We start from the raw sequence: 23,940 nt of genomic DNA on the forward strand, positions 1-23,940 counted from the left end.
GTTGGCGAGTCTTGATAGTCCTATATTAGCGAGACTTTATTTAATGAAAAACAGTGTTTTTATTGAGTTATTATCAAAATATATTTGATAATAAGAACGTTGTTTTCTATTAAAGGCTAAGTTATGCAGCTTGACGATCTTCGTGTTGTGGTAAAAGTGGCTGAGTTTCACAGCATTACGGCTGCAGCGGTTCATTTAGATATGCAAATGGCGACAGCCAGTGCGGCGGTGAAGCGAGTTGAAGCATCACTTGGCGTAGAATTATTTGTGCGCACCACGCGTCATTTACGTCTTTCCAATGCGGGAGAACGCTATTTGCCACAATGTCGTGCGGCGCTTGCGATGTTAGAGGAAGCCAAGCAGACGATACACAATGATTTGGACATTATTAGTGGTGAGATTCGCCTTGCGGTTTCGTCCGATTTGGGTCGAAATATGGCCATTCCTTGGGTGGATGATTTCATGATGCAGCACCCCAAAGTGACTTTGCGTGTGCATATTAGCGACAGTAATGTTGATTTTTACCGCGATGCGCTGGACGTTGCTTTGCGCTATGGCCCACCTGCCGATTCCAATTTATACGGTTTTAAAATTTGCAATGTACCGCGTTTGCTGGTGGCTAGCCCTCGTTATCTTGAGTTGCAGGGGACGCCGGAACACCCTAAAGACTTACTGAATCACCAAGGTTTGTTTTATCAATTACAAAATATATTGAACGATACGTGGCACTTTTCATGCAAAGAACCCGGGTCAGAGCGATCCTACAAAATTAAGCCCAAAGCCTATTGTGCGGCCAATGATGGCGATTTGGTTCGGCGTTGGTGTGTGGCAGGGAAAGGGGTGGCGATTAAATCCTCGTTGGACATTGCCAATGATTTATTGGCTGGCCGAGTTGTGTCGTTGATGCCACATTATAAAGCGCCGCAAGGTGAGCTTTGGTTAATTAGCCCAAGTCGTCAATCTATTACGCCAACGGTTCGGCTATTGCGAGATATGTTTCGTGAACGCACTAAGGCGCTTTTGACGCAATTGGTCGAGCAAGGTTTTTTGGAAAAGAGTGTGTTGGAAGATTAGGTCGGCTGAGCGTTGTTTTATAAATAAAGTGTATTTTTATAGACAGAATTTTTCTAAAAAAAGCCCTTGAAAATGGCAGCAAGGATCCTATTTTTAGCGATGTAACAGGTTCGTCTGACTATGAAGAGAGTGTCTGTTACTACTTTTGACGATTAGTATTTTGCTTCAATTAGGAGGATTTATTATGAACTCAATTGATCTTAGTCCACTTTATCGCAGTAGCATTGGCTTTGACCGTTTAGCTTCTTTGCTCGATAGCGCGTTAACAACAGACAATGTGTCTGCAGGTTATCCCCCTTATAATATCGAGGTGGTTGATGATAACCGTTATGCCATTTCGCTTGCCTTAGCGGGCTTTGATGAAAGCGATTTGGATATCAAAGTGGAGAAGAATGTGTTGACCATTCGCGGTGATAAAGCGGATTCTGGTGAGCACAGGTATCTCCATCAAGGCATTGCAAACCGTTCATTTGAACGCAAGTTCAATCTTGCCGATTATGTTGAGGTAACCGATGCAGAGTTAAAAAATGGGCTCCTTACCATCAGTTTGGTAAAAGAGATACCTGAGGCAATGAAACCTAGAAGCATTGCCATTAACAAGGCTTCTCGCAGTGTTCTTGAGCATCAAAAAGAAAGCTCATCACAAAAGGATGCTAAGGTAGCTTAAGTCAAACATCGCTTAGTGTGATGATAGTAAAGGGCTGTGAGTCATCGCGGCCCTTTTTGTTTTTGCGTGTGTTATTCCCTCTATTGACGATTGGCTCATCTATGCAGGATATTGCTATAGTGATGGGGCTGAATATTTTTTTAGAAAGTGGTCGAGGTAGGGATATGGCAGAGTTTCTTGTGTTGGGTGCTGGCATGGTTGGAGTAAGCAGTGCGCTGGCGTTGCAGGCTCGCGGTCATCAGGTAACCATTGTGGATCGCACGGGGGTGGGGTTGGAAACCAGTTATGGCAATGCGGGGATGATTCAAGTCGAGGCGGCAGAGCCTTATGCGTTACCGAGAGACATGGTGACCTTATGCAAATATGCCTTTGAGATTAGCAATGACGTGACTTGGAAACTGAGCGGGGCTTTGCAAATGGCACCGGCTTTGTGGTCGTACTTTCGCCATTCCTCTCCTGAAAAACACGCCAAAATTTCTCGTGTCCATGCGCAGTTAACTTTTCGGTCTACGGCAGATCATGATCCTTTGATTCGGGAGTCTGGGTCTGAGCATCTGATTCGTCATTGTGGTCTTGTCATGTTACACCGAGACGACGCTGAGTTTGAAAAAGCCGTGAAGAAAGCCGAATTTGTGATGAGGGAATACGGCGTCACGTCGCGTATTTTTGATGGCAAAGGCTACCAGCAAGAAGAACCTGCCTTGAAGAAGACACCCGCTGGTGCGGTGCATTATACGCAAAGTTGGAGTTGTTCTTCTCCCGGAGCGTTAACCAAAGCCTACTGCGATTTGTTTGTTAAACGCGGTGGTCGCTTTGTCACTGGGGATGCTAACACCTTACAACACAGCGTTTCTGGCTGGAAAATTCTTACCCGTGATGGTGAGCTTCATGCGGAACACGTCGTGATAGCGCTTGGGCCTTGGTCTCCTGAGTTAGTAAAGCGTTTTGGTTACCGCATTCCTATGGTTTATAAGCGTGGTTACCATGGGCATTTTAATGCGCCTAATTCTTTACAACGTCCTTTTCTAGATGTGGAACATGGCGTCCTGGCGGCTCCCATGGTGAAAGGTTTAAGAGTCACAACAGGCGCGGCTTTGGTGCCGATGAATTCAGAGTTGGATACACGCCAGTTAAAACGCGGTGCTGATGCATTAAATGAGATTATCGACTTAGGTGAGCAAGTCAAAGAGCCGCAGTGGATGGGTACGCGCCCTTGTATGCCAGACATGCTGCCACTTGTGGGCGAGGCACCAAATCATAAAGGTTTATGGTTTCACTTTGGTCATGGGCATCAAGGCTTCACGCTTGGTCCTACTACCGCAGCCTTGCTTATGCAGGTGATGGAAGGAGAGTCTAACGGGTTACTTTCGGCGCTATCGCCCCATAATCGACTTTCTAAATGATGTGATTGCTGAAAGGTTATCTTTTATCTTTCCCAGAGAGCGGCGCTATTGGCAATAATTGTGAGCGGGTTTACAAGCATATTTTTAGTCTAATAAAGACGCTGTTCGCTCCTTTGTGTCTTTATTAGTGATAAAAATGCTTATTGTAGGGACCGATTTTTATCGTCTATTCTTGCGGTTTTTATTTCCTTTAAGCTGAGATATATATTTTATTGCATTGAAATATATAGTAGTTTTGTCCCGTTCTATTCTCTTTGGGTGATTAGGTATGAAGCTTTCCATAAAAGTGGGTATGGTCGTTACGGTGTTAGTGATCACCATGATTTTTTTCTATATCTTTGCGCTTAGTACAATAAAAAATCACCTAATCGAGTCAAGAAAACATGAAATTCAGTCTATTTTGACTTTCTCATTGAGTCAGGTCAGTCATTTCGTAGAGTTAGAACAAACGAATCAAATGTCTCGTGAAGAAGCGGAGAAAAATGTTATCCGTGTCCTTTCTGCCGTGCGTGATGGCAATGATTTCTTGTGGGCGAATGATGCAAATGGCATTGCTCGTGTTCATATTAAAGATAATGTCATTGGTGTTTTTCAGTCTTCCTATGCCAAGTATATTGAGTACCTCGAAAAGCATGACTTTATGTTTGTCGTTGGTGAAAGTGAAAAAGCGAATACCAATGCATTATTTGTCAAAGTCAACGGCATGACACTTTTGCCAAAATGGAAATGGATGATAGGAATGGGAGTGTATGTTGATGAGCTCAATGTAGAAGCCAATAAACTCGCTTTCTCGTTTTTGTTTGCAATAGTCGTACTGTTTTTAGTGACCTTCATCGGGCTCATGTTGCTTTATCGCAGTGTTATTAAGCAGCTGGGTGATGATCCTCAGAATGTGATGAGGATGGTTGAGAGAGTTGATCAAGAGGGAGGGCAACAGGCGCTAAATGTCACTTATCCAAAGCATAGTTTATTGTTTTTATTGGGAAATCTTTATCAATATATACACTGTATCTTTGAGTCGTTGCGTCATCAATCTGGCGTTATTGCAGAAAAAAGTATTGGACTGATGGATGTGGGTAAAAAAGTAAAAAACCTCACGGATGAACTTTATCAAGAAAGTAAACAGATTAGTAATGTGTTGGCGGAAAGTAAAAACCAAATCCATCAAGCTTATGCCGAATTAACAAAAAGCGAAAACTATTTGGATGTGGTCGCGAGCAGAGTGGCAGATAATATAATAATCAATAAAAGTAGTGAGAAAGAGTTTAAAAAAATAGAGGCATCCATTCATATTAATGCCGATAAATTACAAGAAATAGAAAAGAAAATTCAGCAATTGGCTGAATTTTTAGGCGTCTCTAAGCCACATACGGATGTGGCAGCGGTGATCGATAATAATGGTTCTGCGAAAGCGAACAGTATTATGGTCGATTTATCTAACGATATTAACCTAATAAAGCAGTCGATCACTCAGTCTGGCGATGATGTGGGGCAGCTTTTAGAGTCTTTCTGTCTGCAACGAGCGTCGTTAGAGTCTTTCGCAGGGCACTTAGTGAGTGTACAGCAGCAGCTAGAAGAGGTGGCTAATGCTAAGGCGGATCTACTGCGTGAAACCACGAGACAAGAGGATTTGCCGATAGACGATATTTTGTCTTCTTTAGCGACGCTCACCGAACTGATTGATGACATTAAAAAAAGCTCTGAAAAAATGAGCTATGATTTAGACTGCATTAAATTCTAGGGAAGGTACGAATAAGTCTACTAAGACTCAGTCTTTCAGAGAAATCGTCAAATAAGGCGCGACTCTGAAGGAATGTAGGTACCTTTCAAAGAGTCGCAACGACATGTGGCGTTTTCTCTGAAAGACCCGAAGGGCATGGTCTAAAAGCCTGTATTCTTTGTTGAGCACCTCGAAAATAGAACCACTATTCACATTCGCTACTCGCCTCGAATAACAGGCTTTTATCCACATGCTGAGACAAGAGGACTTGTTCGCACCTTCCCTAGTATTACCTTTTGTCTTTAAGGAAGGATGATTGCATGTAGGGCTGGGATTTTATTAATTCGTCGAGTGTTGCGATATCGACGGCTTTCGAATATAGCCAGCCTTGACCTATCGCATCAGGTGAAAACTGCAAAATATAATTTACCTCTTTGACGGATTCTATCCCTTCGAATACGAGATTGACATTTAGGCTTCCTACTAATTGAAAAATACCATTTAGTGCAATTTGGCTAACCGTTTGGGTTCCTATAGATTGAACGAACATTTTATCTATTTTAATTTCATTGGGTTCAAAGGTTGTCAGCCAAGATAAATTAGAAAATCCAGTGCCAAAGTCATCTAATGATATTTTATATCCCTTACGTAAAAAGTTTTTTGTCGCATTTTTTAGAACGTTATTTTGTGCGGCTGATCGTTCTGTCACTTCAAAAATAATTTGTTCGCTATTAATACCATTGCGTTTCACTTCATTGTCGATGAAGGTTAGGAAATCTTGATCAGACAGATCTTTTACAGTGAGGTTGATGCTGAGAGAAAACAGAGTGTCATTTTTTAAAAAAGGGGCGATTTGTTTTAGGTTCTTAATGATCAGGTTCTTCGTTAACTCTGTGATGATGTTATGTGATTCTGCGGCATTAATGAACAGATCAGGCGACACTTTTCCAAGTTCATTATCATCCCATCTGGCAAGGGCTTCCACGCCGACAATTTTCCCTGTTTTAAGGTGTATTTTAGGCTGGTATAAAGAGTAAATGGCATTCATCTTTATGGCATATTTTAATCGATATATTAAGGTTCTTCTATTGGCTATGTAAAAGGTGACAAGAAACGATAAGATAATGCCGATAGCGCTACCGATGAACAGCATTTTAATCCAGTCCCACAGCCCCATGTCATAAATGCCGATTTTGCTATCAATCGCACTTACGCAAAAATCGTAGCTTTTGGGGCAATTTGTCACGGTCAAAACACTGTTTGGTGTGGTCAGTAATGGTAATTTTGGCGTAGGTGAATGGATGAGGTTCTGCGCTTGCTGAATGGTGATATCATCAAATATTCTATAAATTTGTTTGGTTTCTTTGGTGTATAACACGCTTCCCGTCTTTGATGAATATCTGACGATATCTAGGTAAGTGGCCGGTGAAGCAACCACAAATGCGTTTCCTGTACTGAATATTTCACGTATTTGATTGCTAGAAAACAACCCACTGATGAAGGGCCATGATTTCTCAAAACTTGAGCTTCGAATGCTTTTTTCTGGAAGGCTTTTCGGTTCTAACAGTTTGCCCCACATGGCACTGCAAAGTATCTGGTTATCTTCGGTTATTCTTCCTAAGTCACTGATATAGTGATAGTTAGATAAAATGGTACGCAGTTCATTTATGTCTTCGTGGGAGCAAATAGGGGCAGCAATTTGATTGGCTAGAAATATCCCTGTTTTCATCTGAAACGTGGACTGCGTGACTCGATGGGAAATGTTTTTGACATACGTATTGAGTTTGGCTTTTTCTGAGAGTAATGCGCTCCAGTTATGGAGAAAAACAGAAAAACATACTGAAATGGCGATAAAAGCAACAAGGTTTTTCCAAGAAGGCTTAGCCAGTGACGATAATATTATCTCTAATATTATAGATTTACTCCTAAAATAGTCCAACATCAGCCATGTCCTGTAAGTCACTTATTTTATCATTGTTGAGATTTATAAATTTTTAATTGTAGTGGAATGGCGCAGAACTAAAAGACAATAATTGTGTTATTTTTCGTGTATGGCGTAAACTTTTTCTGAAACGAAAAAGGGGGCACATATCATACATGCCTTTTTTGGGAGTTGGATAGCAAAAATAAGATTAATTTGCCGTTAGGTAGTTTAATATGGCGTCTGCATCAGATACTTCAAATGGGGCGTTTGGTTTATCGTCTTGGTAGCCTGATTAGCAAACATTTTCTTGATTTCACCGTTGTCAACCAACATGCTCATTTTACGAATAAAATCGCCGTTACCGTCAGGTAATAGGAAGACGTTTCCTCACTGCAACATAACAAAAGCATCGTTTACGGAGACACAGATTACCGTATCAACACCTTGTGCTTTAAATGTTTTGTAAAGCTCTTCGTAACCTAGAAGATAAGAGGTTGAGGGAAAGGCACCAAGTAAAGAAAAAACAACGACTTTTTTATTGTTGAAAGAGCTGGCAGTGGTCAAATCTTTTCATTCAAATAGGTTTAGTCCACCTAGATCCTCGTTAACGAACACGTGTTTTAAAGACAGTATTCGGTACAGTGTTGGTCATGTTTTTTCTTTTTTTAAGTTTACGATTATGCCTTGACTATTAGCGTTTTAAGAAACCACGCTGTTGCAAGAAGGGGAGCATGTGTTCGCGCTTTTTCTTTTGTACCGCAGCGGCGGTTTGCTCTGACCAGTTGCTGCTTTTTTGATTGTCGCCACGGTTTTGGTAGTAAGCCTGCATTTGTGCATCGTAGGTTTTTACATCGTCCGCACAACGGCTGCTGTCGTAGCTGTCTTTATGAAGAATCACATCAACCGGTAGACGGGGCTTTAAATCTGGCTGAGCATCAGGGTAGCCGAGACAAAGACCAAATATCGGATACACTTGATTCGGTAAGTTTAAGAGCTCGGCGACCTGCGCTGGGTCATTTCGAATACCACCAATAAACACAGCACCAAGACCGACTGATTCCGCACCGAGCATGAGGTTCTGGGCAAAAAAAGTGGCGTCTGTTGTGGCTGCGATAAAGTGCTCTGCGTTGCCTTCTAATACGCCTAAGCCTTGTTCTAAACTGCAGTATTCAACACGGGTGAGATCTGCGCAAATGACGAAAAACTCCGCCGCTGATTCAACCCACTTTTGGCCGCCCGCTAGAGTCGCAATTTTTTGGCGATTTTCTGGGTTGCTCACTTGGACAAGAGAATAGGCCTGAATAAAGCTAGAAGAAGCAGCACCTTGTGCACATTGGATCAATTGTTTTATTAGGGATTCATCAATCGTTTTGTTTGTGTACTGACGAATAGACTTATGGTTGGACTGAGCTTGAAGAATCGGGTTCATAATTCACATCTTTTATTAATGAGATACTTAGGGAAGGTGCGAATAAGTCTACTAAGCCTCAGTCTTTCAGAGAAAACGCCAAAGAAGGCACGACTCTGAAGCAATGTAGGAACCTTTCAAAGATTTTCATAGTAAGCTCTGAAAGACCCGAAGGGCATGGTCTAAAACCCTGTATTCTTTGTTGAGCACCTCGACAATAGAACCACTATTCACATTCAGTACTCGCCTCGAATAACAGGCTTTTATCCACATGCTGAGACAAGAGGACTTGTTCGCTTCTTCCTTAGATACTAGAGGCTTAGTGGTGATGGGTCAAAGATCTTCAGGTTAAGAAATAAGCATAAACAAAGGAAAGACCTAACCGCTGGGCTAAGTCTTTCCCTTAAGGGAAACGTCTGTTTTAGAAACGGTATTCTGCACCCACACTGGCTTGTTTGAAGTCAGTGTCAAATTCGGAGTCAGAGTTGACGTTATCGGCATTCAAGTCGACGTCATACCAGGTGTATTGTGCGTTTACGAGCAAGTTTTCTGTTACTTTGAAGTTCACACCAGCCCCGGCGAACAAGCTTCTGTCGTCTGAGCTGCCTTTGACTGAGGCAATGTTGTAGTCGGTTTCGTGCCAGAGCTGACCCGCTTTGGCAAACAGTTCAACCGTCTGTGTAATCGGAATGGTCCCTTTCAAAGCGGCAGTATAACCGGCTGTTTCGGCGTTAGCGGCACTGCCGCCATACTTACCAAAGTCAATGTAGCTGCCTTCTAGAGCAAGGAAAGAATTAAAACGATAGCCGACAATGCCCTGTACTACATCGTTGTTGTCATCAAAGTCGTCGTCGCTTTCCACTTTAAGGTAACCGTAGTTACCACCAACGTAAAGGCCGCTGTTGTTGTCGTACATTTCTTCAGCTTTTGCTACACCACTGAGAGAAGCTAAAGCGATGCTACCTGCTATTACGGGAATGAACTTTTTCATTTTATAACTCCTTTTAGTTACTTTTTGAGAACTTCGTGAGTTGCACTATTAATGTGGCGTATGACGGGATCGAAGGCTAGGTTTTTGCGGTCAGTTACCTATTTGCTTCATTTTCTATGCGGTAAACCTAGGTAAGAAACACTTTGCTGATACTTGCGAGGGATGTTTTTCGTTTTATAAAAGAGGCTATGCGGCTTTAAATAAAAAAAGATGCCTGTCGTTTGGCATCTTTTTTGTGGAATACAACGCATTGAAAGGGCTCGAGTGCGTCGCTTTAATGGTACTTGTGACTGGCCACTTCGCCCCATAAGCGTTCAATACGGTTGTCGCGTCCGCAGCTGGCGCGGTAGTACGCATAACGGATCGGGTTTTTGGTGTAGTAGCTTTGGTGATATTCCTCTGCAGGGTAAAAGGTTTTTGCAGGAAGAATCTGCGTCACAACATCGTCTTTGAACGGTTTGGTTTTTTTAACATTGGCGAGTGAGGCTTCAAAAACCGCTTTTTGTTGGTCGTTCTGATAAAACATCGCGGTTTTGTAAGGGGCTCCTTTGTCACAGAACTGGCCTTCTGCGTCGGTGGGATCTATGGTTTTCCAATAATAATTGGCAAGGGTGTTGAGCGAGACAATGTCATCATCAAAATAAATAACCACGGCCTCAAAGTGTCCAGTGTCACCTGCAGATACTTTCTTATAGGTTGGGTTTTCAGTGTGGCCGCCTGTGTAGCCGGAAACCACATCACTGACACCTTGTACTAATTCAAAGTCGGACTCCACACACCAAAAGCATCCGCCAGCAACCACCATGGTTTGTGGCGCAGCGTTCAGCATGCTACTTAAGCTGGCAGCGCCACCAAAAACCAGCAACCCTAAGGTGCGAGTGAGCGTATTTTTCATTGTCATTTTGAAAGCCCTCTGCTTGTTCAAAAATAGTCAGGCGACTATTTTGTTGATTGGTTTCTTTGACGCGCCAAGAAGCATTTTCTTACAGTTTGTGCTGATTAATTGTCATGATGCTCTATTCTTCCTATTTAATCGCCTATTTTTTAGCCATTTTCATGGCACACTGTGCTTATTCATTGATTTGTCTAGCGTGGTTTCTTTATATATGCTGAGCATATTAAAGACATCTGAATAATCAATTAAACAAATATAGGCTTGTCTTATAGTATGTCTATCAATCGTTAATGTTTCTTTAAATTTGAATGGGGTCGTTATGAGCGCATTTGTTACGGAACGTGTTTTGAGCGTTCATCACTGGAATGACAGTTTATTCAGCTTCAAGACCACGCGTAATCCGAGTTTACGTTTTGATAATGGTCAGTTTGTGATGATTGGCTTGGAAACCGAGACTCGCCCTTTGATGCGTGCTTACAGTATTGCGAGTCCTAATTATGAAGAACATTTAGAGTTTTTCAGTATTAAAGTGCCTAATGGTCCACTTACCTCGCGTTTACAGCATCTACAGGTTGGTGATGACATCTTGGTGAGCCGTAAACCGACTGGTACCTTGGTGACGCGGGATTTGCTGCCAGGAAAACATCTTTATTTGTTATCAACGGGAACTGGCTTGGCGCCATTTCTCAGTGTGATTCAAGATTTTGATGCTTACGAAAAATACGAAAAAATCGTTTTGGTTCATGGGGTTCGTCATATTAATGAATTGGCCTATGCGGATTTTATTGAGAAAGTATTGCCTGAGAATGAATTTTTTGGTGATCAAGTTCGTGACAAGCTGATTTATTATCCAACCGTGACACGTGAACCGTTTCGTAACCAAGGTCGCTTGACCGATTTGATTCGCAGTGGGAAATTGGCCGAAGACATTGGATTACCGCAACTTAGCCCCATGAATGATAGGGTAATGATCTGCGGCAGTCCGAGTATGCTAAAAGACACGTCAGCGCTGCTTGATGAGCTGGGCTTTAACGAGTCGCCAAAAATCGGTGTGCCAGGAGATTATGTGATTGAGCGCGCGTTTGTTGAACATTAACACTGACAGCGTTGGCTCTTTTGTCGAAAAATTATGTAGGAGTTGTTATGAGTTCTGAGACGAAATCGAATCAAGAGTACGTTCCTCCAAAAGTATGGCAATGGGATACAGAAAGTGGCGGTAAATTTGCCAGTATCAACCGACCTATTGCTGGTGCTACGCATGAGAAAGTCTTGCCAGTCGGTAAGCACTCACTACAATTGCATTCCTTAGCGACACCAAATGGTCAAAAAGTGACTATTATGTTGGAGGAATTGTTGGCTTTGGGCATCGATGCGGCAGAATACGACGCGTATTTGGTAAACATCGGTGAGGGCAATCAGTTTGGTTCTGGTTTTGTTGATATTAACCCGAACTCCAAAATTCCAGCGCTAATGGATCACAGTACGACGCCACCGACTCGTGTGTTTGAATCGGGTTCTATTTTGCAATATTTGGCGGAAAAGTTTGATGCGCTGGTGCCAAAAGACCATGCGAGTAAAACGGAATGTCGTAATTGGCTGTTCTGGCAAATGGGTTCTGCGCCTTATTTAGGTGGTGGTTTTGGGCATTTTTATGCCTATGCGCCAACTAAAATGCAATACCCCATCGACCGTTTTACCATGGAAACTAAGCGTCAGTTAGATGTCTTGGATAAGCACTTGGCTGAGCATACTTATATGGCTGGCGATGAATATTCTATCGCGGATATTGCGATTTGGCCTTGGTATGGCAATTTGGTGTTAGGTAATTTGTATAACGCCGCTGAGTTTCTGGATGTTGCCAGTTATAAACACGTTTTACGTTGGGCGAAAGCCATTGAGCAGCGTCCAGCGGTACAGCGTGGGCGGATTGTCAATAAGTCGTTTGGTGACGGTGCTAGATTGGAAGAGCGTCATGATGCATCCGATTTTGATGGGCTTATTGAATAAAAAAATAACCCGTTAGTAGAGCGCTTCTCTATAAGTGAAAGAGACAAGTTGATTAGATGACTTGTCTCTTTTTTTATGGTCGTACAAAACATGTGCTCAAAAAATAAACCGTTATTTGCGTCTATTCTGCGGTTTGTCACCGTTTTGTAAGGTGGGAATGTGTTAGAGTAGTGACTTACGAAATCTGTTGGCCAGCATGATGCTGCAACCTCCTCTTTATTTTATCCGTGTGCTGGGCGATGTTGGCGTATTGCACAGACGAGAAAAAGAGAACAGCTCTACGTCCCCCCAAGAGAGCTCAATAATGCAAAATTTAACGCAAGATGGACAAAACCTCGTTAATTCCCTTTCCCGTCGTTACAACCTAAGCTTTGATGCCGTCATGCACATGCTAATCGCCGTGAATAATGGCAGTGGATCCATGGCGCAATTCAATTGTCCAGAGTTGGGCGGTGGTGGTCAGTGGATGCGTGGTGGTATGACCATGGTGGGTGACATGTTTAATTATGGCTTGAAATCCACGGTGGATAACTTGTGTAATGAACTTACCAACGGCTTGGCGAGCATGCAAGTCTTTATGCCCTTACCCAAAGGTTCACTCTCAAGCAATCAATGGTGGCCTGGTGATCTTGGTCAACCTTTTAGTAGTGGTGCGCAAAATAGCACACGTTACGCGATTTTCCCTAACCGCTTGGCCGTGGAAGTGAATGGTCAAGTAACGGTTTATGACACCTTAGACAACAACATTGGTGGCATAAGTCAGCAGCAGGGCGGAAATTCGTTACTGACGTTTTCCAGCCAATACGGCACCATTCTCGTAAGCTCCTTACCCGTTGTGTCTGGCGGGAGTTCTGCTTCTTCTATGCCTGCACCGCAAAATAACTTTGTTGAACCGCCAGCGCCCATAGCGTATACGCCAGCTCCAGCTGTACAAGGCGCTCAGAATGTGACGAATACGGCCTCAGTGGATGAGGTGATTCAATTGATTGAAAAGTTAGCCAAGTTACGAGACATGGGCGCGATTTCAGACAATGAATACAATGCGAAGAAAACCGATTTATTGAATCGTATTTGATTTATGAGCGTGAAGTAGATCGATAAAAGCCAACTGTTGAGTTGGCTTTTATCGGGTGTTTAATGTGCCATTATGAATCAGTAAGCGTTTGATTCGCTTTGTACTCGTCTAGGTTCAGCTCAAAAAGTAAAGTGTCTAAGTCCTGTTTGATGCGGCGTTCTTTTTTACCAAGATAACGAATATAAAGAAAGCTAAAAAATATAAAGGCATAAGTACAGGTAACTAGGGTTAAAGAAGCATTTTGTCGTGACAGAAAGTTCATTAGCATGATTGCAATGCCTGTCCATAACCCCGCTAAATATTGGGAGGCAGCGCAGTTTTCTAAGCATAAATGTCTTGTACCGTCATTTCGGCGGATTTTAAAACGGTAATTATTTCTCCATGACCCAATCGTTATTTGATTACGAGCATCATTGAATTTTGTTTTATAACCTTTGTTTTTTAACGCTTTAAACACATCAGTCCATTCCATTTATTGATTTCCTTACACGATAAAAATAATCAGTCTCATTTTCTATTATTTAATCCAATTAGAAAAGATGATTTATCTCACAAGGCACGTCTTGATGGCGTTTAGAAAAATACTTATGCATGAAATCAGAATCGCGTGCCAATACCGCTCTTCATAGATCCATTTTCTGTATATTAGCGTATGTATAGACTAGGCAAGTAAGCTGATCCAACGTCTGTTTTTATGTATTTCTTCACTGTAAAGCGAGAGAAACCCCATCATAAGAAGTAAAGATCCTGTTGAAGAAGCCACCTAAGACAAACATCTACTCCTTCTAAAGAGTTGGAGAAAAGATAGACTCACTATCAAGTCATCTCAGTGAAGAGCTGACTCACCTAGAATTGACTCGTTCGATGATCTGCCTGAACCCGTAGTGGCATCAGCTAAAATATCATCAATGTATACGGATACTGATATGCTAAGTAATGCAATCGAGCGCGAGCTTGACCCAATCGATGCTGTTATCACTTGGGTCGATGGGAATGCTGCGAAACATCAACAAAAAAGACAAAAATATATGGCGCTGGAATCTTTGCCGCTGCATGAAAATGCGTCTAATCCACATCGTTGGATGTGCAACGATGAAATTTTGTACTGTATTCAATCGATTGAAAACCATGCACCCTGGATAGGTAAGATTTGGGTCGTTGTGGACGAAGATGGCCCTGATTTATCAAGTCTCTCAGAAAGCATTAAGACGAAGGTTCATCTTGTTTATCATGCGGAAATTTTTGATGGCTTCGCACAGGTTTTGCCGACTTTCAATTCCTTGGCGATTGAGAGCATGCTCTGGCGGATAGAAGGGCTGAGCGAGCGATTTATATACTTTAATGACGATGTTTTTTTAACGGCACCCCTCTGTCCTGATGATGTTTTTGAGGGCCTTACTCCTGTTCTGCGAGGCAAATGGGTTGATTACAGTCAGGTGCTTGGTTGTGATGATATGCGTGAAGACCCTGCGAAGTTTCATTGTTTTATGCAGATCAATGCGGCTCAAATTATGGCGTATCCTGCCACCAAACTGTTTTCTGCGGCACATGTTGTGCATCCCTTTCGACGCTCAATAATGGCTGAATTATTTGCCCGTTATCCTGATGAGTTCCTGCATAACATAAGTCACCGATTTCGCAACTTAGCGCAGTTTCTACCGCAGGGGCTGCATAATCATGCTTGTATTCGGAACAAAGCGGCCAAAATCAATCCAACCAATGATCATCTTCATATTTCAAGCGGGCACGGCAAGGGACAACCGAGCAGCGATACGTTGGCGTTGCTTAGCAAAGCGACCGATCCTGGCATCAAGTTTTTATGCGTCAATGATCTTCCTCAATTGGTAGAAATCATTCCAAACGCAGCGGATTGGATTGCTCAAGCCATTGGCGGCTTTCCAGAGAGAACGCGATTAAGTTTGCAACCAGATGATATCTTGATGGATTTAGTTTAGGCATGAGGTGGCGACGCATAACACAATATCGTGGCGTGTTAGTCGTACTGCTATGAAGCAGATTTTTCTTAAAAAGTGCTAAGAAATTACTTTACCTCAACTTAACTTGAGGTCTTATAGTGATATTTCATAGGACGATTAAGGAGAAGAAGTATGAAACTGGAACACGTAAATTTAGTCGTGCAAGACATGAAAACTACCTTGGCTTTTTATCAAGCTGCCTTTCCTCATTGGCGTATTCGAGCCCAAGGTCAGGCAGATTGGTACGGCGTTCAGCGTAATTGGGTGCATTTTGGTGATGATTATCAGTTTCTCACCTTTAATGACAATGGCACCGGAGAAAGTCGAGACATTAAGAGTAACCAACTTGGTGTCGCTCACTTTGCTTATGAGGTCCATAATGTCGAAGCGGTTATTCACCGATTAAGAGACGCTGGTTTTCAGGAATCTCATCGCGGAAGAGAAAACCCTCATAGGAAAAATGTGTATTTCATTGACCCTTCAGGCATAGAGTTGGAGTTTGTGGAGTACTTTTCTGATTTACCAGAAGAACGTAACAACAGTGAAGAGGGCTAGAGTCACATTTTTGCATACTTTGCTGTTAACCTATTAATTTGAAAGAAAAAGCCGCTCATTACATGAATGGCGGCTTTCAAGTTTCTTTAATATGGGATCAATATTTAATATTGAGAGTCTTTTAGCACTCGTTCACCATAGATGCCATTCTTTGGAATCGGTGTGTAGCTAGAGTTGGCCGCGCGCATCACACGTATGCCTTCTGCGCCGGCATCTCTTGCTGAAATAATGTCACCATCGGCATCGCCATAATAAATTTTGATGCCATTGTCTTTAATGTACTTAGTTTTGGTGTATTCAGTACGGCTTGATCCCGCAAAAATGACATCATTCATATCTTTGATATCAAACGTCTTTTTTAGATATTCTGTCGTGAAATTACAATCAGAACCAGTGCGACCTGTGATGAAGTAAATACTGTCACCACGTTCTTGGTGCATTGCAATGAGCTCTTTGGCAATGTTCTTAGGCATACTGAAGGCATCCCAACCACAGTTTGCTTTATCCCAGAAATCTTGATTTTCTAAATAAGCATAACCATTTGGCGAGAATTCTTGCTGGCCACGATAAAAAACTGGCGTGCTAAACAGAGTCGTATCATCGATATCAAAACCCACCGCAAAAGGCGCTTTGCCTTGAAGCTCTTGCTTAATGTCTGCAACAGAGATCATCTTCACATCCGACGGCATGCCCGCCGTGGTCATATCGATAGTGGAATAGCCCTTATGAGTGCCTGGTGTTTTTGGATCTGCATTAGCAGATAAACTAGCGACACAAGCCAGTGCAATAGTGAGTGAGCGTAGAGTATGGTTCACAGTGTTCCCTATAGGTTTCATTAGTAATGATTTTCTCATTCTATCGCTAAAAAATACGGCTTGCTAGCTTCTTGGTTTGGCTAAGATGAAGTGAGGTGATATGTAGAGGTAGACTGTTCGCTCTCGCGAAGGAGCCTGCTAATGAAAAAAGTATCTCAGTCAGCATCGCTGACTTATAATTTTGGATCAAGCTCAATTGGATCGTGTCAGGCATGATCTCTTGGTATACTGTGACCGTATTTAATACAGTTTGTAGGTGTAGAATGACGGATAACCAGAGCACACATTTAGAGCGTGTTGCTATCAAAGGTTTTAAATCGATCAAAGAGATGGACTTGAAAATGGAGCCCATCAATATTGTCATTGGAGCGAATGGCTCGGGCAAGTCAAATTTTATATCCTTATTTACTTTTCTGCGGAATTTGTCAGAAGGAAAATTACAAACCTATGTCGAAAAAAACGGCTTTGCTAATGCATTCTTCCATTTTGGTTCTAAGACCACGCCGCAAATAGAGATAAATGTTAAGGCGAATATAAATGGCTATCATGCCATTTTTGAGCATGGATCAAATGATGATAATTTAGTATTTATTAATGAATACTGCACTATTTCATCCTCTGGTCAAAAGTTTGAGATAAAAGGGTCTAAAGGAGAAAGTGGTTTACTTCTTGGAGCTGAAGCAAAAAGTCCAGCAGTTCGAAATTATACAAGACGTTATCTTGAAGATTGTCTTGTTTATCATTTTCATGATACAGGCCCCACAGCATCTTTTAAGCAGGCTACAGATCTGTCAGCTTCAGACTTTTTATTTTCAAATGCAGGTAATTTAGCTTCTTTCTTGTATCGGTTGAAAAACTCCAAAACGAAAGGTTTTCAAAGTAGTTACCAAGATATTGTTGATGCAATAAAAACGGTAGCACCGTATTTTCATGATTTTTATCTAGAGCCTCGCGGTAATGAGGGTGAAGAAAAAGTATTGTTAAGATGGATTCATCGAGATCACGATGAGCCTTTTTCTGCGAATCAGTTGTCGGATGGTACTGCTCGTTTTATTTGCATGGCAACCTTGTTCTTGCAGCCGAAGTCATTGAGGCCCAAAACGATTATTCTTGATGAACCTGAGTTGGGTTTGCACCCAGCAGCTTTAGAAGTACTAGCTGATATTGTGAAAGCAACGGCTAAAGAGAATCAAGTTATTTGCTCGACTCAATCTGTTACGTTCGCTAACCAGTTTAACCCAGAAGACTTTATTGTGGTTGATCAGGAAAAAGGCGCATCAACGTTTAAACGGGTTGATGAGGTGGCTCTAAAAGATTGGTTAGAAGATTACTCCATGGGAGATATTTGGTCTAAAAATATTATTGGAGGGCGCCCTGAATGGTAAGAATAGGGATATCAGTCGAAGGCCCCACGGAAGAACGGTTTGTAAAAATGGTTTTAGGGCAATATTTAGCAACGAAAGGTATTTATATGACGCCGATCTCAATGGGTGGAGATGTGAATGTCGAGCGTGCTAAAAATGAGTTGAAAAAGATTGCCAATAGTTTTGAGTTTGTTACTACGCTGTATGATTTTTATGGGTTCAAAAAAAGACTAGATGGCGAGACTAAAGAAGCCTTAGAACGAAGGCTTATGGATTCTGTTCATGAAGGTGTGAAACCTAAGCTTATTCCATATGTTCAAATGTATGAATTTGAAGGTCTTTTATTTTCTTGTCCTGAATCTATGGCGCGAGCGTTAAATGAAAGTGGTGCCCAACAGTGGTGCAAGAATGTTTTAGCCGAGTTTAATAGCAATCCAGAAACGATCAATAACTCTGTAGAAACAGCTCCCTCCAAACGTTTGTTGAGCAATACGAAATATAGAAAAACGACACATGGACCAAACATAGCCGCTGAAATCGGTATCCCTAAAATGCGAGAAATGTGTCTTGGTTTCCATGAATGGTTATGTAAAATCGAGCGTCTTGCACAATAAGCGCTGGCAATAAAACACAAAAGCCAACTCATTCAGTTGGCTTTTGTGTTTCTGGAAGTCGAAAAGGCTAGTTGTTTTTCTTCAATCCCAAGTAGTTCTCTATCCCTTTGATCTGGTCTTCCGCATGATGATTAACATACAAAACCGTAGTCTCTTTGTCTTCACAAATTTTCTCGATAAGAGCGAGGACGAGTTGGCGGTTCATGTCGTCTAGACCAAGGCAGGGTTCGTCTAGGATCAAGAGTGGTGGGTGTTTCACCATGGCGCGGGCGATGAGCAGTAAGCGCTGGTCACCGTAGGAAAGTTTGTTAAAGGGCTGATCGGCGCGGTCTTCCATGCCCAATAGTGTAAGCCACTGGTCGGCGATTTTCTTTTGGTTGTCGGTAGACTTGCTATACATACCGATGCTGTCGTAGAAGCCGGAAATAATGACGTTTTTACAGCTGGTGCTGACGCGGTATTCCCATTGCAAAGATGTGGAAACGTAGCCGATAAATTGTTTGATTTGCCAAATGCTTTCGCCCTTACCGCGTTGGAATCCAAAGACGAAAATGTCGTTCACATAGCATTGTGGGTGATCGCCAGTGATCAAGGACAAAACGCCGGTTTTGCCGCTGCCATTGGGGCCGCTGAGTTGCCAATGTTGGCCACGTTCTATGGTCCAATCCAGCTTATCAACAATGATCGTATCGCCGTATTTAATCGTGGCTTGGTTGAGTCTGACCAATGGCTGGCTGGGGTCGAGTGCTGGCAGTTTGTTGGCTGGATCGGCCTGCGGTACGTTAAGGTCGGTGGTTTTTAAATGCAGCAGTTGATAAAGCTCATTGAAAGCGTTTTCGTCGCTTTTATCGACCGTAAGGGTAAGTTTACCTTTATCAACGTAAGCAATATGCGTGATAAAAGCTGGCATTTCATCAAAACGATTGAGCACCATGATCATAGGCGTGGAGTCTATGATGGAAGCAAGATGGTCTTGCAGCATGGCAAGGGTGTCTACATCTAAGCCATCAAAGGGTTCGTCTAGTATCAGTAAATCGGGTCTGTTCGCTAAGGCGCGAATCAACATGACCTTGCGAGTTTCGCCTGTAGAGAGTTTGCGAAAGGCGCGGTCGAGCAATGTGCTTAAACCGAACTTTTCCACCAGAGCTTGGGCGAGAGCCGTGTCTTGGCAATAATCGAAAATCATTTCATGAACGGGTGTGCCAAGGGAAATCACGTCCATGATATCGGCATCGTCTTTTTTTAGTTCTTTGGCAATCAGTTCGGCTTGGGCCTCAAAAGACACCAGTCCCACATTTTTGGGCAGGCCTATGACTGTGCCATTTTCGATTTCGCCTACGCCTGCCAGCACCGCCGCCAAAGCAGACTTACCCGCACCGTTTGTACCGGTAATCACCCAATGCTGGTTGGGCTCAATGGTCCAGTCAATTTCGCTTAGGGTAAAGCGATCATCAAAGTTCACCGTTACTTTTTCGAAGTAAATATTGTCTAAGCCGATGCTGTCCATGGTATTTCCTGATGTTTTTTTTAGAACCAGTAGAGACAAAAAAGCCGAGATTATTTACAGAAACAATCTCGGCTTTTTAAATAAACATTAAACATTACGATGTCATGAGCGAAGCCAAGACGAGGCAAAAATAGACGAGAAAGCAGAGTTTATAAGTATAAATGAGCATTTCGAGTCTATTTTTAACAAAGTATTGGCGAGCGCAATAATCGTATTAAACAATCTTCTTCATGTCCGCCATGTGACCGCGCAATACCGCACCTACTGCTTCAACTGGGTGAGAGCGTAGCGCTGTGTTAACTTCGATCAAGCGTTTGTTGTCAACGCCATTGTCTTCTACAGAAAGCCCTTTACCGATAACGTCGGTTTTGATGCCTTTCATGAAGTCAGCCAATAGTGGTACGCAAGCGTGGTTGTATAGGTAGCAACCGTATTCTGCTGTATCAGATATGGTCGCGTTCATTTCGTACAATTTCTTACGAGCGATGGTGTTTGCGATCAATGGTGTTTCGTGTAGAGACTCGTAGTAAGCAGACTCTGCAATGATACCCGCTGCAGTCATGGTTTCGAAAGCAAGCTCAACGCCGGCTTTTACCATAGCGACCATCAAGATGCCGTTGTCGAAGAATTCTTGTTCAGAAATTTTTACATCGCCAGCCGGTGTTTTCTCGAAGTTGGTTTCAGCCGTTTCTGCACGCCATTTTAGCAAGTTAACATCGTCGTTCGCCCAGTCTTCCATCATAGTCTTAGAGAAGTGACCGCTGATGATGTCGTCTTGGTGTTTGTTGTACAAAGGACGCATGATCACTTTTAGCTCTTCAGAAAGATCAAATGCTTTGATCTTAGCTGGGTTAGAAAGACGATCTAGCATGTTGGTAACGCCGCCGTATTTCAATGCTTCCGTGATGGTTTCCCAACCGTATTGGATCAAGCGAGAGGCATAACCTGGGTCGATGCCTTCTTCAACCATTTTGTCGAAGCAAAGGATAGAACCTGTTTGCAACATACCGCAAAGGATAGTTTGCTCACCCATTAGGTCAGATTTTACTTCTGCGATGAAAGAAGACATTAGAACGCCTGCTTTGTGACCGCCAGTACCCACTGCGTACGCTTTTGCTAGCGCAAGACCTTCGCCTTTAGGGTCGTTGTCTTCGTGAACCGCGATCAAAGTAGGAACACCGAAGCCACGAACGTATTCAGCACGAACTTCAGAGCCTGGGCACTTAGGAGCAACCATGATGACGGTTAGATCTTCACGAATTTTCATGCCTTCTTCTACGATGTTGAAACCGTGAGAGTAAGATAGGCAAGCGCCTTCTTTCATCAGAGGCATAACCGCAGTAACAACAGGCGTGTGTTGCTTATCTGGTGTTAAGTTAAGTACAACGTCAGCCGTTGGGATCAACTCTTCGTAAGTACCCACAACAAAGCCGTTTTCTGTGGCGTTTTTCCAAGATTGACGTTTTTGCGCAATGGCCTCTGGGCGTAAAGCGTAAGAAACATCTAGACCAGAATCGCGTAGGTTCAAGCCTTGGTTAAGGCCTTGTGCACCACAACCGATAACCACCATTTTTTTGCCTTTAAGCGCTTCTACGCCGTCTGCAAATTCAGAGCTGTTCATGAAGCGACATTTTGCGAGTTCTGCTAGTTGCTCACGTAGCGGCAAAGTATTGAAGTAGTTAGCCATGTTATACACATCCTATAGATTTGATTAATGTATCAACGATAAGAACACGCTGATATTAAAAAGCCGATATAAAAAAGTGATACAGCCGCCAAGCTATGCTTTTAATGGCGTCCTGCAAGTAGGACTAATCTAACGTAGCAGAACCTTTTCGTAAATTGATATATTCGCAATACAGTGTCCCATTTTATGCAAACATGATTTATTATGGTTTGGCCGCAATAAAAAGAAGAGTTCTTCATGAATATAAAGACACTTAAGCAGTTCCTCGCCTTGGCGGAGACGTTGAATTTTGGTCGTGCGAGCGACGAGTGCCACATCAGCATTTCGGCTCTGTCGCGCAATATTCGTCACTTGGAAGAGGAATTAGGGGTAATGCTGTTTCATCGTGATAATCGTACGGTGATATTGACCAAAGAAGGGCAAAAATTTCTCAAATACGCCCGCGATACCAGTCGTCAGTGGCATTTGATTCGACATGAGCTAACGGACAATTCCGGAGAGTTGAGTGGTGAAATCAGTCTTTATGGTTCGGTGACAGCCAGTTACAGTTTTTTGTATGAATTATTGCGTCGCTTTCGCATTGCGTATCCTGGGATAGAAATCAAATTGCGGACCGGTGATCCGGAACACGCCATCGCCCATATCTTGGATGGTAAAGAAGACATTACTATTGCCGCGAGGCCAGCGAACTTACCTCGTGGTTTAGCGTTCAAACCTATTGCCATTTCGCCTTTATTGTTCATTGCGCCACTGGAGCAGCAAGTGCCGAATGTACCTACTCACACACCCATTACAGCGGAAGAGTGGGCAAACATTCCGATGATTCTATCGGAAAGTGGGGTGTCTCGAACTCGTGTGGATGAATGGTTTAGACAGCATGGCATTGCACCGCGTATTTACGCGCAAGTCACCGGTAACGAAGCCATCGTGAGCATGGTGAGTTTGGGCTTTGGTATTGGCGTAGTGCCGAAAATCGTCTTGGATAACAGCCCGCTTGTAGATCGAATTAAGGTGTTGGATGTACAGCCTGAGCTGGAGCCATACGATATCGGCTTGTTTACATTGAAGAAAAGTTTGAAAAATCCGCTGGTAGAAGCGTTTTGGAATTTGATGGAAGAAGAGGCGTAATCACGCCTCTTCTTTTTAGCTAAGACTGTGGAAGGATGAACTTATTTCCAACCACCTTGGTCCATTAACTTAACCGCTTGACGATTGTTTTCACCCAGCACGCTCAAAGACACTTGATCGGCTTTGAATTCACCAAATACGGCTAGGTTTTTCGGTGGCGCAATGCCTTCAACAACGGGGTATTCGTTGTTCACTTCAGCGTACCATTCTTGACTTTGTTGGTTAGTTAAAAACTCCACCAGTTTAGTGGCATTTTCTTTGTTTTTCGCAGAAGCTGTCATACCAATGCCGCTGACATTGACATGTACGCCACGGTCATTAGCGCCTTGGTTTGGCCAGAACATAGCCAGTTTGTTGTAGACGTCGCGCTCTTCTTGCTTATCGCTTTGGCCTAGACGACCAAAGTAATAGGTATTGGCGATTGCGATATCACATACGCCAGCGGCCGCGGCTTTAATCTGATCCGTGTCACCGCCTGCTGGTGGACGAGCAAAGTTCGCCACTAAGCCTTTGATCCATTCCAAGGTTTTGGCTTCGCCGTGCGCGTCGATCATGGACGCCACCAAGGATTGGTTATAGATGTTGCCAGAAGAACGAATGCAAATTTTGCCTTTCCATTTTGGATCGGCTAAATCTTCGTAAGTAGAAAGCTCCGCTGGGTTAACGGTTTCTGGATTGTATAGAAACACTCGAGCGCGCTGTGATAGACCATACCAGTAGCCATCGCGGTCTTGTAGGTGACTTGGTACAACGTCTTTAAGCTTTTCTGTTTCAAATGCTTGTAGTACACCGGCGTCTTTTGCACGGAACAAACGGCCTGCGTCAACCGTAATAAATACGTCTGCTGGACTTGCGCTGCCTTCTGATTGCAAACGGCTTAATAAAGCATCAGCATCGCCTGTGATTAGGTTCACTTTGACGTCATTTTCTTTAGAAAAGTTGTCTAAAAGCGGAGCGATCAAGGCTTCGGCACGTGCGGAGTAAACGTTCACTTCGCCAGCTGCATGAGCGGATAAACTGCTCAAAGACAACATAGAGGTGCCCACAACAGCACATACGGTAGAGGCTTTGCGGATTGAAGACGCTAAGGTCGTTTTTACTAACTTGGTCATTATTGTTTCCTTTTTATT

Annotated in this window: 22 protein-coding genes; 12 read left to right on the top strand and 10 right to left on the bottom strand. The window is 43.0% G+C overall.

Going from position 1 to position 23,940, the window contains the following annotated elements; genetic code table 11:
- Positions 1–123 precede the first annotated feature (123 nt).
- The 4 genes from DKT73_RS11325 to DKT73_RS11340 all read left to right on the top strand — a co-directional run bounded on the left by DKT73_RS11325 (position 124) and on the right by DKT73_RS11340 (position 4,885).
- Positions 124–1,074, top strand: a complete 951-nt coding sequence (locus DKT73_RS11325; RefSeq protein ID WP_111638668.1) for a LysR family transcriptional regulator — start codon at positions 124–126, stop codon at positions 1,072–1,074.
- Positions 1,075–1,258: 184 nt separating this feature from the next.
- Positions 1,259–1,741 (top strand): Hsp20 family protein, encoded by a 483-nt coding sequence (locus DKT73_RS11330; protein WP_111638669.1) that lies wholly within the window; start codon positions 1,259–1,261, stop codon positions 1,739–1,741.
- A gap of 101 nt (positions 1,742–1,842) precedes the next feature.
- On the top strand, positions 1,843–3,144 hold the full coding sequence (locus DKT73_RS11335; RefSeq protein WP_232827854.1) for an NAD(P)/FAD-dependent oxidoreductase: 1,302 nt from the start codon (positions 1,843–1,845) through the stop codon (positions 3,142–3,144).
- A 268-nt stretch (positions 3,145–3,412) separates the two neighbouring features.
- The gene (locus tag DKT73_RS11340; RefSeq protein WP_111638670.1) at positions 3,413–4,885 is read left to right on the top strand and encodes a cache domain-containing protein; all 1,473 of its coding nucleotides are present in this window, start codon (positions 3,413–3,415) and stop codon (positions 4,883–4,885) included.
- Positions 4,886–5,153: 268 nt separating this feature from the next.
- Here the strand turns inward: DKT73_RS11340 and DKT73_RS11345 are convergent, their stop codons facing one another.
- The 5 genes from DKT73_RS11345 to msrA all read right to left on the bottom strand — a co-directional run bounded on the left by DKT73_RS11345 (position 5,154) and on the right by msrA (position 10,088).
- The gene (locus DKT73_RS11345; RefSeq protein ID WP_111638671.1) at positions 5,154–6,806 is read right to left on the bottom strand and encodes an EAL domain-containing protein; all 1,653 of its coding nucleotides are present in this window, start codon (positions 6,804–6,806) and stop codon (positions 5,154–5,156) included.
- 369 nt (positions 6,807–7,175) lie between these two features.
- Positions 7,176–7,352, bottom strand: coding sequence for a redoxin family protein (locus tag DKT73_RS20305; RefSeq protein ID WP_232827855.1), 177 nt, complete (start codon positions 7,350–7,352; stop codon positions 7,176–7,178).
- Positions 7,353–7,479: 127 nt separating this feature from the next.
- Entirely contained in the window at positions 7,480–8,217 is a 738-nt protein-coding gene (nfsA, locus tag DKT73_RS11355; RefSeq protein ID WP_111638672.1) for an oxygen-insensitive NADPH nitroreductase, read from the bottom strand.
- 400 nt (positions 8,218–8,617) lie between these two features.
- Positions 8,618–9,187: a porin family protein gene (locus tag DKT73_RS11360; protein WP_111638673.1), complete on the bottom strand. Its 570-nt coding sequence runs from the start codon at positions 9,185–9,187 to the stop codon at positions 8,618–8,620.
- Positions 9,188–9,461: 274 nt separating this feature from the next.
- Positions 9,462–10,088 (bottom strand): peptide-methionine (S)-S-oxide reductase MsrA, encoded by a 627-nt coding sequence (msrA, locus tag DKT73_RS11365; RefSeq protein ID WP_111638674.1) that lies wholly within the window; start codon positions 10,086–10,088, stop codon positions 9,462–9,464.
- 313 nt (positions 10,089–10,401) lie between these two features.
- On the opposite strand from msrA, the gene DKT73_RS11375 reads away from it, so the two are divergent.
- The 3 genes from DKT73_RS11375 to DKT73_RS11385 all read left to right on the top strand — a co-directional run bounded on the left by DKT73_RS11375 (position 10,402) and on the right by DKT73_RS11385 (position 13,164).
- Positions 10,402–11,178 (top strand): ferredoxin--NADP reductase, encoded by a 777-nt coding sequence (locus DKT73_RS11375; RefSeq protein ID WP_111638676.1) that lies wholly within the window; start codon positions 10,402–10,404, stop codon positions 11,176–11,178.
- Between the two features lie 47 nt (positions 11,179–11,225).
- Positions 11,226–12,089, top strand: coding sequence for a glutathione-dependent disulfide-bond oxidoreductase (yghU, locus tag DKT73_RS11380; protein ID WP_111638677.1), 864 nt, complete (start codon positions 11,226–11,228; stop codon positions 12,087–12,089).
- A 304-nt stretch (positions 12,090–12,393) separates the two neighbouring features.
- A complete protein-coding gene (locus tag DKT73_RS11385; RefSeq protein ID WP_111638786.1) occupies positions 12,394–13,164 on the top strand; it encodes an SHOCT domain-containing protein in 771 nt (256 codons plus the stop codon).
- Positions 13,165–13,234: 70 nt separating this feature from the next.
- Here the strand turns inward: DKT73_RS11385 and DKT73_RS11390 are convergent, their stop codons facing one another.
- Positions 13,235–13,636, bottom strand: coding sequence for a hypothetical protein (locus DKT73_RS11390; protein WP_111638678.1), 402 nt, complete (start codon positions 13,634–13,636; stop codon positions 13,235–13,237).
- A gap of 454 nt (positions 13,637–14,090) precedes the next feature.
- On the opposite strand from DKT73_RS11390, the gene DKT73_RS11395 reads away from it, so the two are divergent.
- Entirely contained in the window at positions 14,091–15,119 is a 1,029-nt protein-coding gene (locus tag DKT73_RS11395) for a stealth family protein (protein WP_111638679.1), read from the top strand.
- Positions 15,120–15,272: 153 nt separating this feature from the next.
- Positions 15,273–15,695: a VOC family protein gene (locus DKT73_RS11400; protein ID WP_111638680.1), complete on the top strand. Its 423-nt coding sequence runs from the start codon at positions 15,273–15,275 to the stop codon at positions 15,693–15,695.
- 104 nt (positions 15,696–15,799) lie between these two features.
- On the opposite strand, the gene aphA is transcribed toward DKT73_RS11400, so the two are convergent.
- The gene (aphA, locus tag DKT73_RS11405) at positions 15,800–16,510 is read right to left on the bottom strand and encodes an acid phosphatase AphA (RefSeq protein WP_111638787.1); all 711 of its coding nucleotides are present in this window, start codon (positions 16,508–16,510) and stop codon (positions 15,800–15,802) included.
- A 263-nt stretch (positions 16,511–16,773) separates the two neighbouring features.
- On the opposite strand from aphA, the gene DKT73_RS11410 reads away from it, so the two are divergent.
- Both DKT73_RS11410 and DKT73_RS11415 read left to right on the top strand, forming a co-directional pair.
- Positions 16,774–17,895 (top strand): AAA family ATPase, encoded by a 1,122-nt coding sequence (locus tag DKT73_RS11410; protein WP_111638681.1) that lies wholly within the window; start codon positions 16,774–16,776, stop codon positions 17,893–17,895.
- Entirely contained in the window at positions 17,889–18,488 is a 600-nt protein-coding gene (locus tag DKT73_RS11415; protein WP_111638682.1) for a DUF4276 family protein, read from the top strand. The genes DKT73_RS11410 and DKT73_RS11415 overlap by 7 nt, the downstream gene beginning before the upstream one ends.
- A 67-nt stretch (positions 18,489–18,555) precedes the next feature.
- Here DKT73_RS11415 and modF read toward each other — a convergent pair whose 3' ends face one another.
- Together modF and ilvC are read right to left on the bottom strand one after the other, a co-directional pair.
- Positions 18,556–19,995 carry a molybdate ABC transporter ATP-binding protein ModF gene (gene modF, locus DKT73_RS11420; RefSeq protein WP_111638683.1) on the bottom strand — a complete coding sequence of 480 codons (1,440 nt, stop codon included), beginning with the start codon at positions 19,993–19,995 and terminating at the stop codon, positions 18,556–18,558.
- A 214-nt stretch (positions 19,996–20,209) separates the two neighbouring features.
- A complete protein-coding gene (gene ilvC / locus DKT73_RS11425) occupies positions 20,210–21,682 on the bottom strand; it encodes a ketol-acid reductoisomerase (RefSeq protein WP_111638684.1) in 1,473 nt (490 codons plus the stop codon).
- 237 nt (positions 21,683–21,919) lie between these two features.
- On the opposite strand from ilvC, the gene ilvY reads away from it, so the two are divergent.
- A complete protein-coding gene (gene ilvY, locus DKT73_RS11430) occupies positions 21,920–22,810 on the top strand; it encodes an HTH-type transcriptional activator IlvY (RefSeq protein ID WP_111638685.1) in 891 nt (296 codons plus the stop codon).
- 41 nt (positions 22,811–22,851) lie between these two features.
- Here ilvY and DKT73_RS11435 read toward each other — a convergent pair whose 3' ends face one another.
- Positions 22,852–23,922, bottom strand: coding sequence for a Fe(3+) ABC transporter substrate-binding protein (locus DKT73_RS11435; protein ID WP_111638686.1), 1,071 nt, complete (start codon positions 23,920–23,922; stop codon positions 22,852–22,854).
- Between the last annotated feature and the right edge of the window lie 18 nt (positions 23,923–23,940).

Origin of the sequence: Marinomonas shanghaiensis, assembly GCF_003259175.1 — a bacterium.
Lineage (GTDB): Bacteria > Pseudomonadota > Gammaproteobacteria > Pseudomonadales > Marinomonadaceae > Marinomonas > Marinomonas shanghaiensis.

Excerpts from the sequence above, each read along its gene's own strand:
- DKT73_RS11360 (WP_111638673.1), bottom strand. The coding sequence starts at position 9,187 with ATGAAAAAGTTCATTCCCGTAATAGCAGGTAGCATCGCTTTAGCTTCT.
- DKT73_RS11335 (WP_232827854.1), top strand. The coding sequence starts at position 1,843 with ATGCAGGATATTGCTATAGTGATGGGGCTGAATATTTTTTTAGAAAGT.
- DKT73_RS11375 (WP_111638676.1), top strand. The coding sequence starts at position 10,402 with ATGAGCGCATTTGTTACGGAACGTGTTTTGAGCGTTCATCACTGGAAT.
- DKT73_RS11385 (WP_111638786.1), top strand. The coding sequence starts at position 12,394 with ATGCAAAATTTAACGCAAGATGGACAAAACCTCGTTAATTCCCTTTCC.
- ilvC (WP_111638684.1), bottom strand. The coding sequence starts at position 21,682 with ATGGCTAACTACTTCAATACTTTGCCGCTACGTGAGCAACTAGCAGAA.
- DKT73_RS11395 (WP_111638679.1), top strand. The coding sequence starts at position 14,091 with ATGCTAAGTAATGCAATCGAGCGCGAGCTTGACCCAATCGATGCTGTT.
- modF (WP_111638683.1), bottom strand. The coding sequence starts at position 19,995 with ATGGACAGCATCGGCTTAGACAATATTTACTTCGAAAAAGTAACGGTG.
- DKT73_RS11345 (WP_111638671.1), bottom strand. The coding sequence starts at position 6,806 with ATGTTGGACTATTTTAGGAGTAAATCTATAATATTAGAGATAATATTA.
- DKT73_RS11410 (WP_111638681.1), top strand. The coding sequence starts at position 16,774 with ATGACGGATAACCAGAGCACACATTTAGAGCGTGTTGCTATCAAAGGT.
- DKT73_RS11325 (WP_111638668.1), top strand. The coding sequence starts at position 124 with ATGCAGCTTGACGATCTTCGTGTTGTGGTAAAAGTGGCTGAGTTTCAC.
- DKT73_RS11330 (WP_111638669.1), top strand. The coding sequence starts at position 1,259 with ATGAACTCAATTGATCTTAGTCCACTTTATCGCAGTAGCATTGGCTTT.
- nfsA (WP_111638672.1), bottom strand. The coding sequence starts at position 8,217 with ATGAACCCGATTCTTCAAGCTCAGTCCAACCATAAGTCTATTCGTCAG.
- DKT73_RS11435 (WP_111638686.1), bottom strand. The coding sequence starts at position 23,922 with ATGACCAAGTTAGTAAAAACGACCTTAGCGTCTTCAATCCGCAAAGCC.
- DKT73_RS11340 (WP_111638670.1), top strand. The coding sequence starts at position 3,413 with ATGAAGCTTTCCATAAAAGTGGGTATGGTCGTTACGGTGTTAGTGATC.
- DKT73_RS11415 (WP_111638682.1), top strand. The coding sequence starts at position 17,889 with ATGGTAAGAATAGGGATATCAGTCGAAGGCCCCACGGAAGAACGGTTT.
- yghU (WP_111638677.1), top strand. The coding sequence starts at position 11,226 with ATGAGTTCTGAGACGAAATCGAATCAAGAGTACGTTCCTCCAAAAGTA.
- DKT73_RS11390 (WP_111638678.1), bottom strand. The coding sequence starts at position 13,636 with ATGGAATGGACTGATGTGTTTAAAGCGTTAAAAAACAAAGGTTATAAA.
- msrA (WP_111638674.1), bottom strand. The coding sequence starts at position 10,088 with ATGACAATGAAAAATACGCTCACTCGCACCTTAGGGTTGCTGGTTTTT.
- DKT73_RS11400 (WP_111638680.1), top strand. The coding sequence starts at position 15,273 with ATGAAACTGGAACACGTAAATTTAGTCGTGCAAGACATGAAAACTACC.
- ilvY (WP_111638685.1), top strand. The coding sequence starts at position 21,920 with ATGAATATAAAGACACTTAAGCAGTTCCTCGCCTTGGCGGAGACGTTG.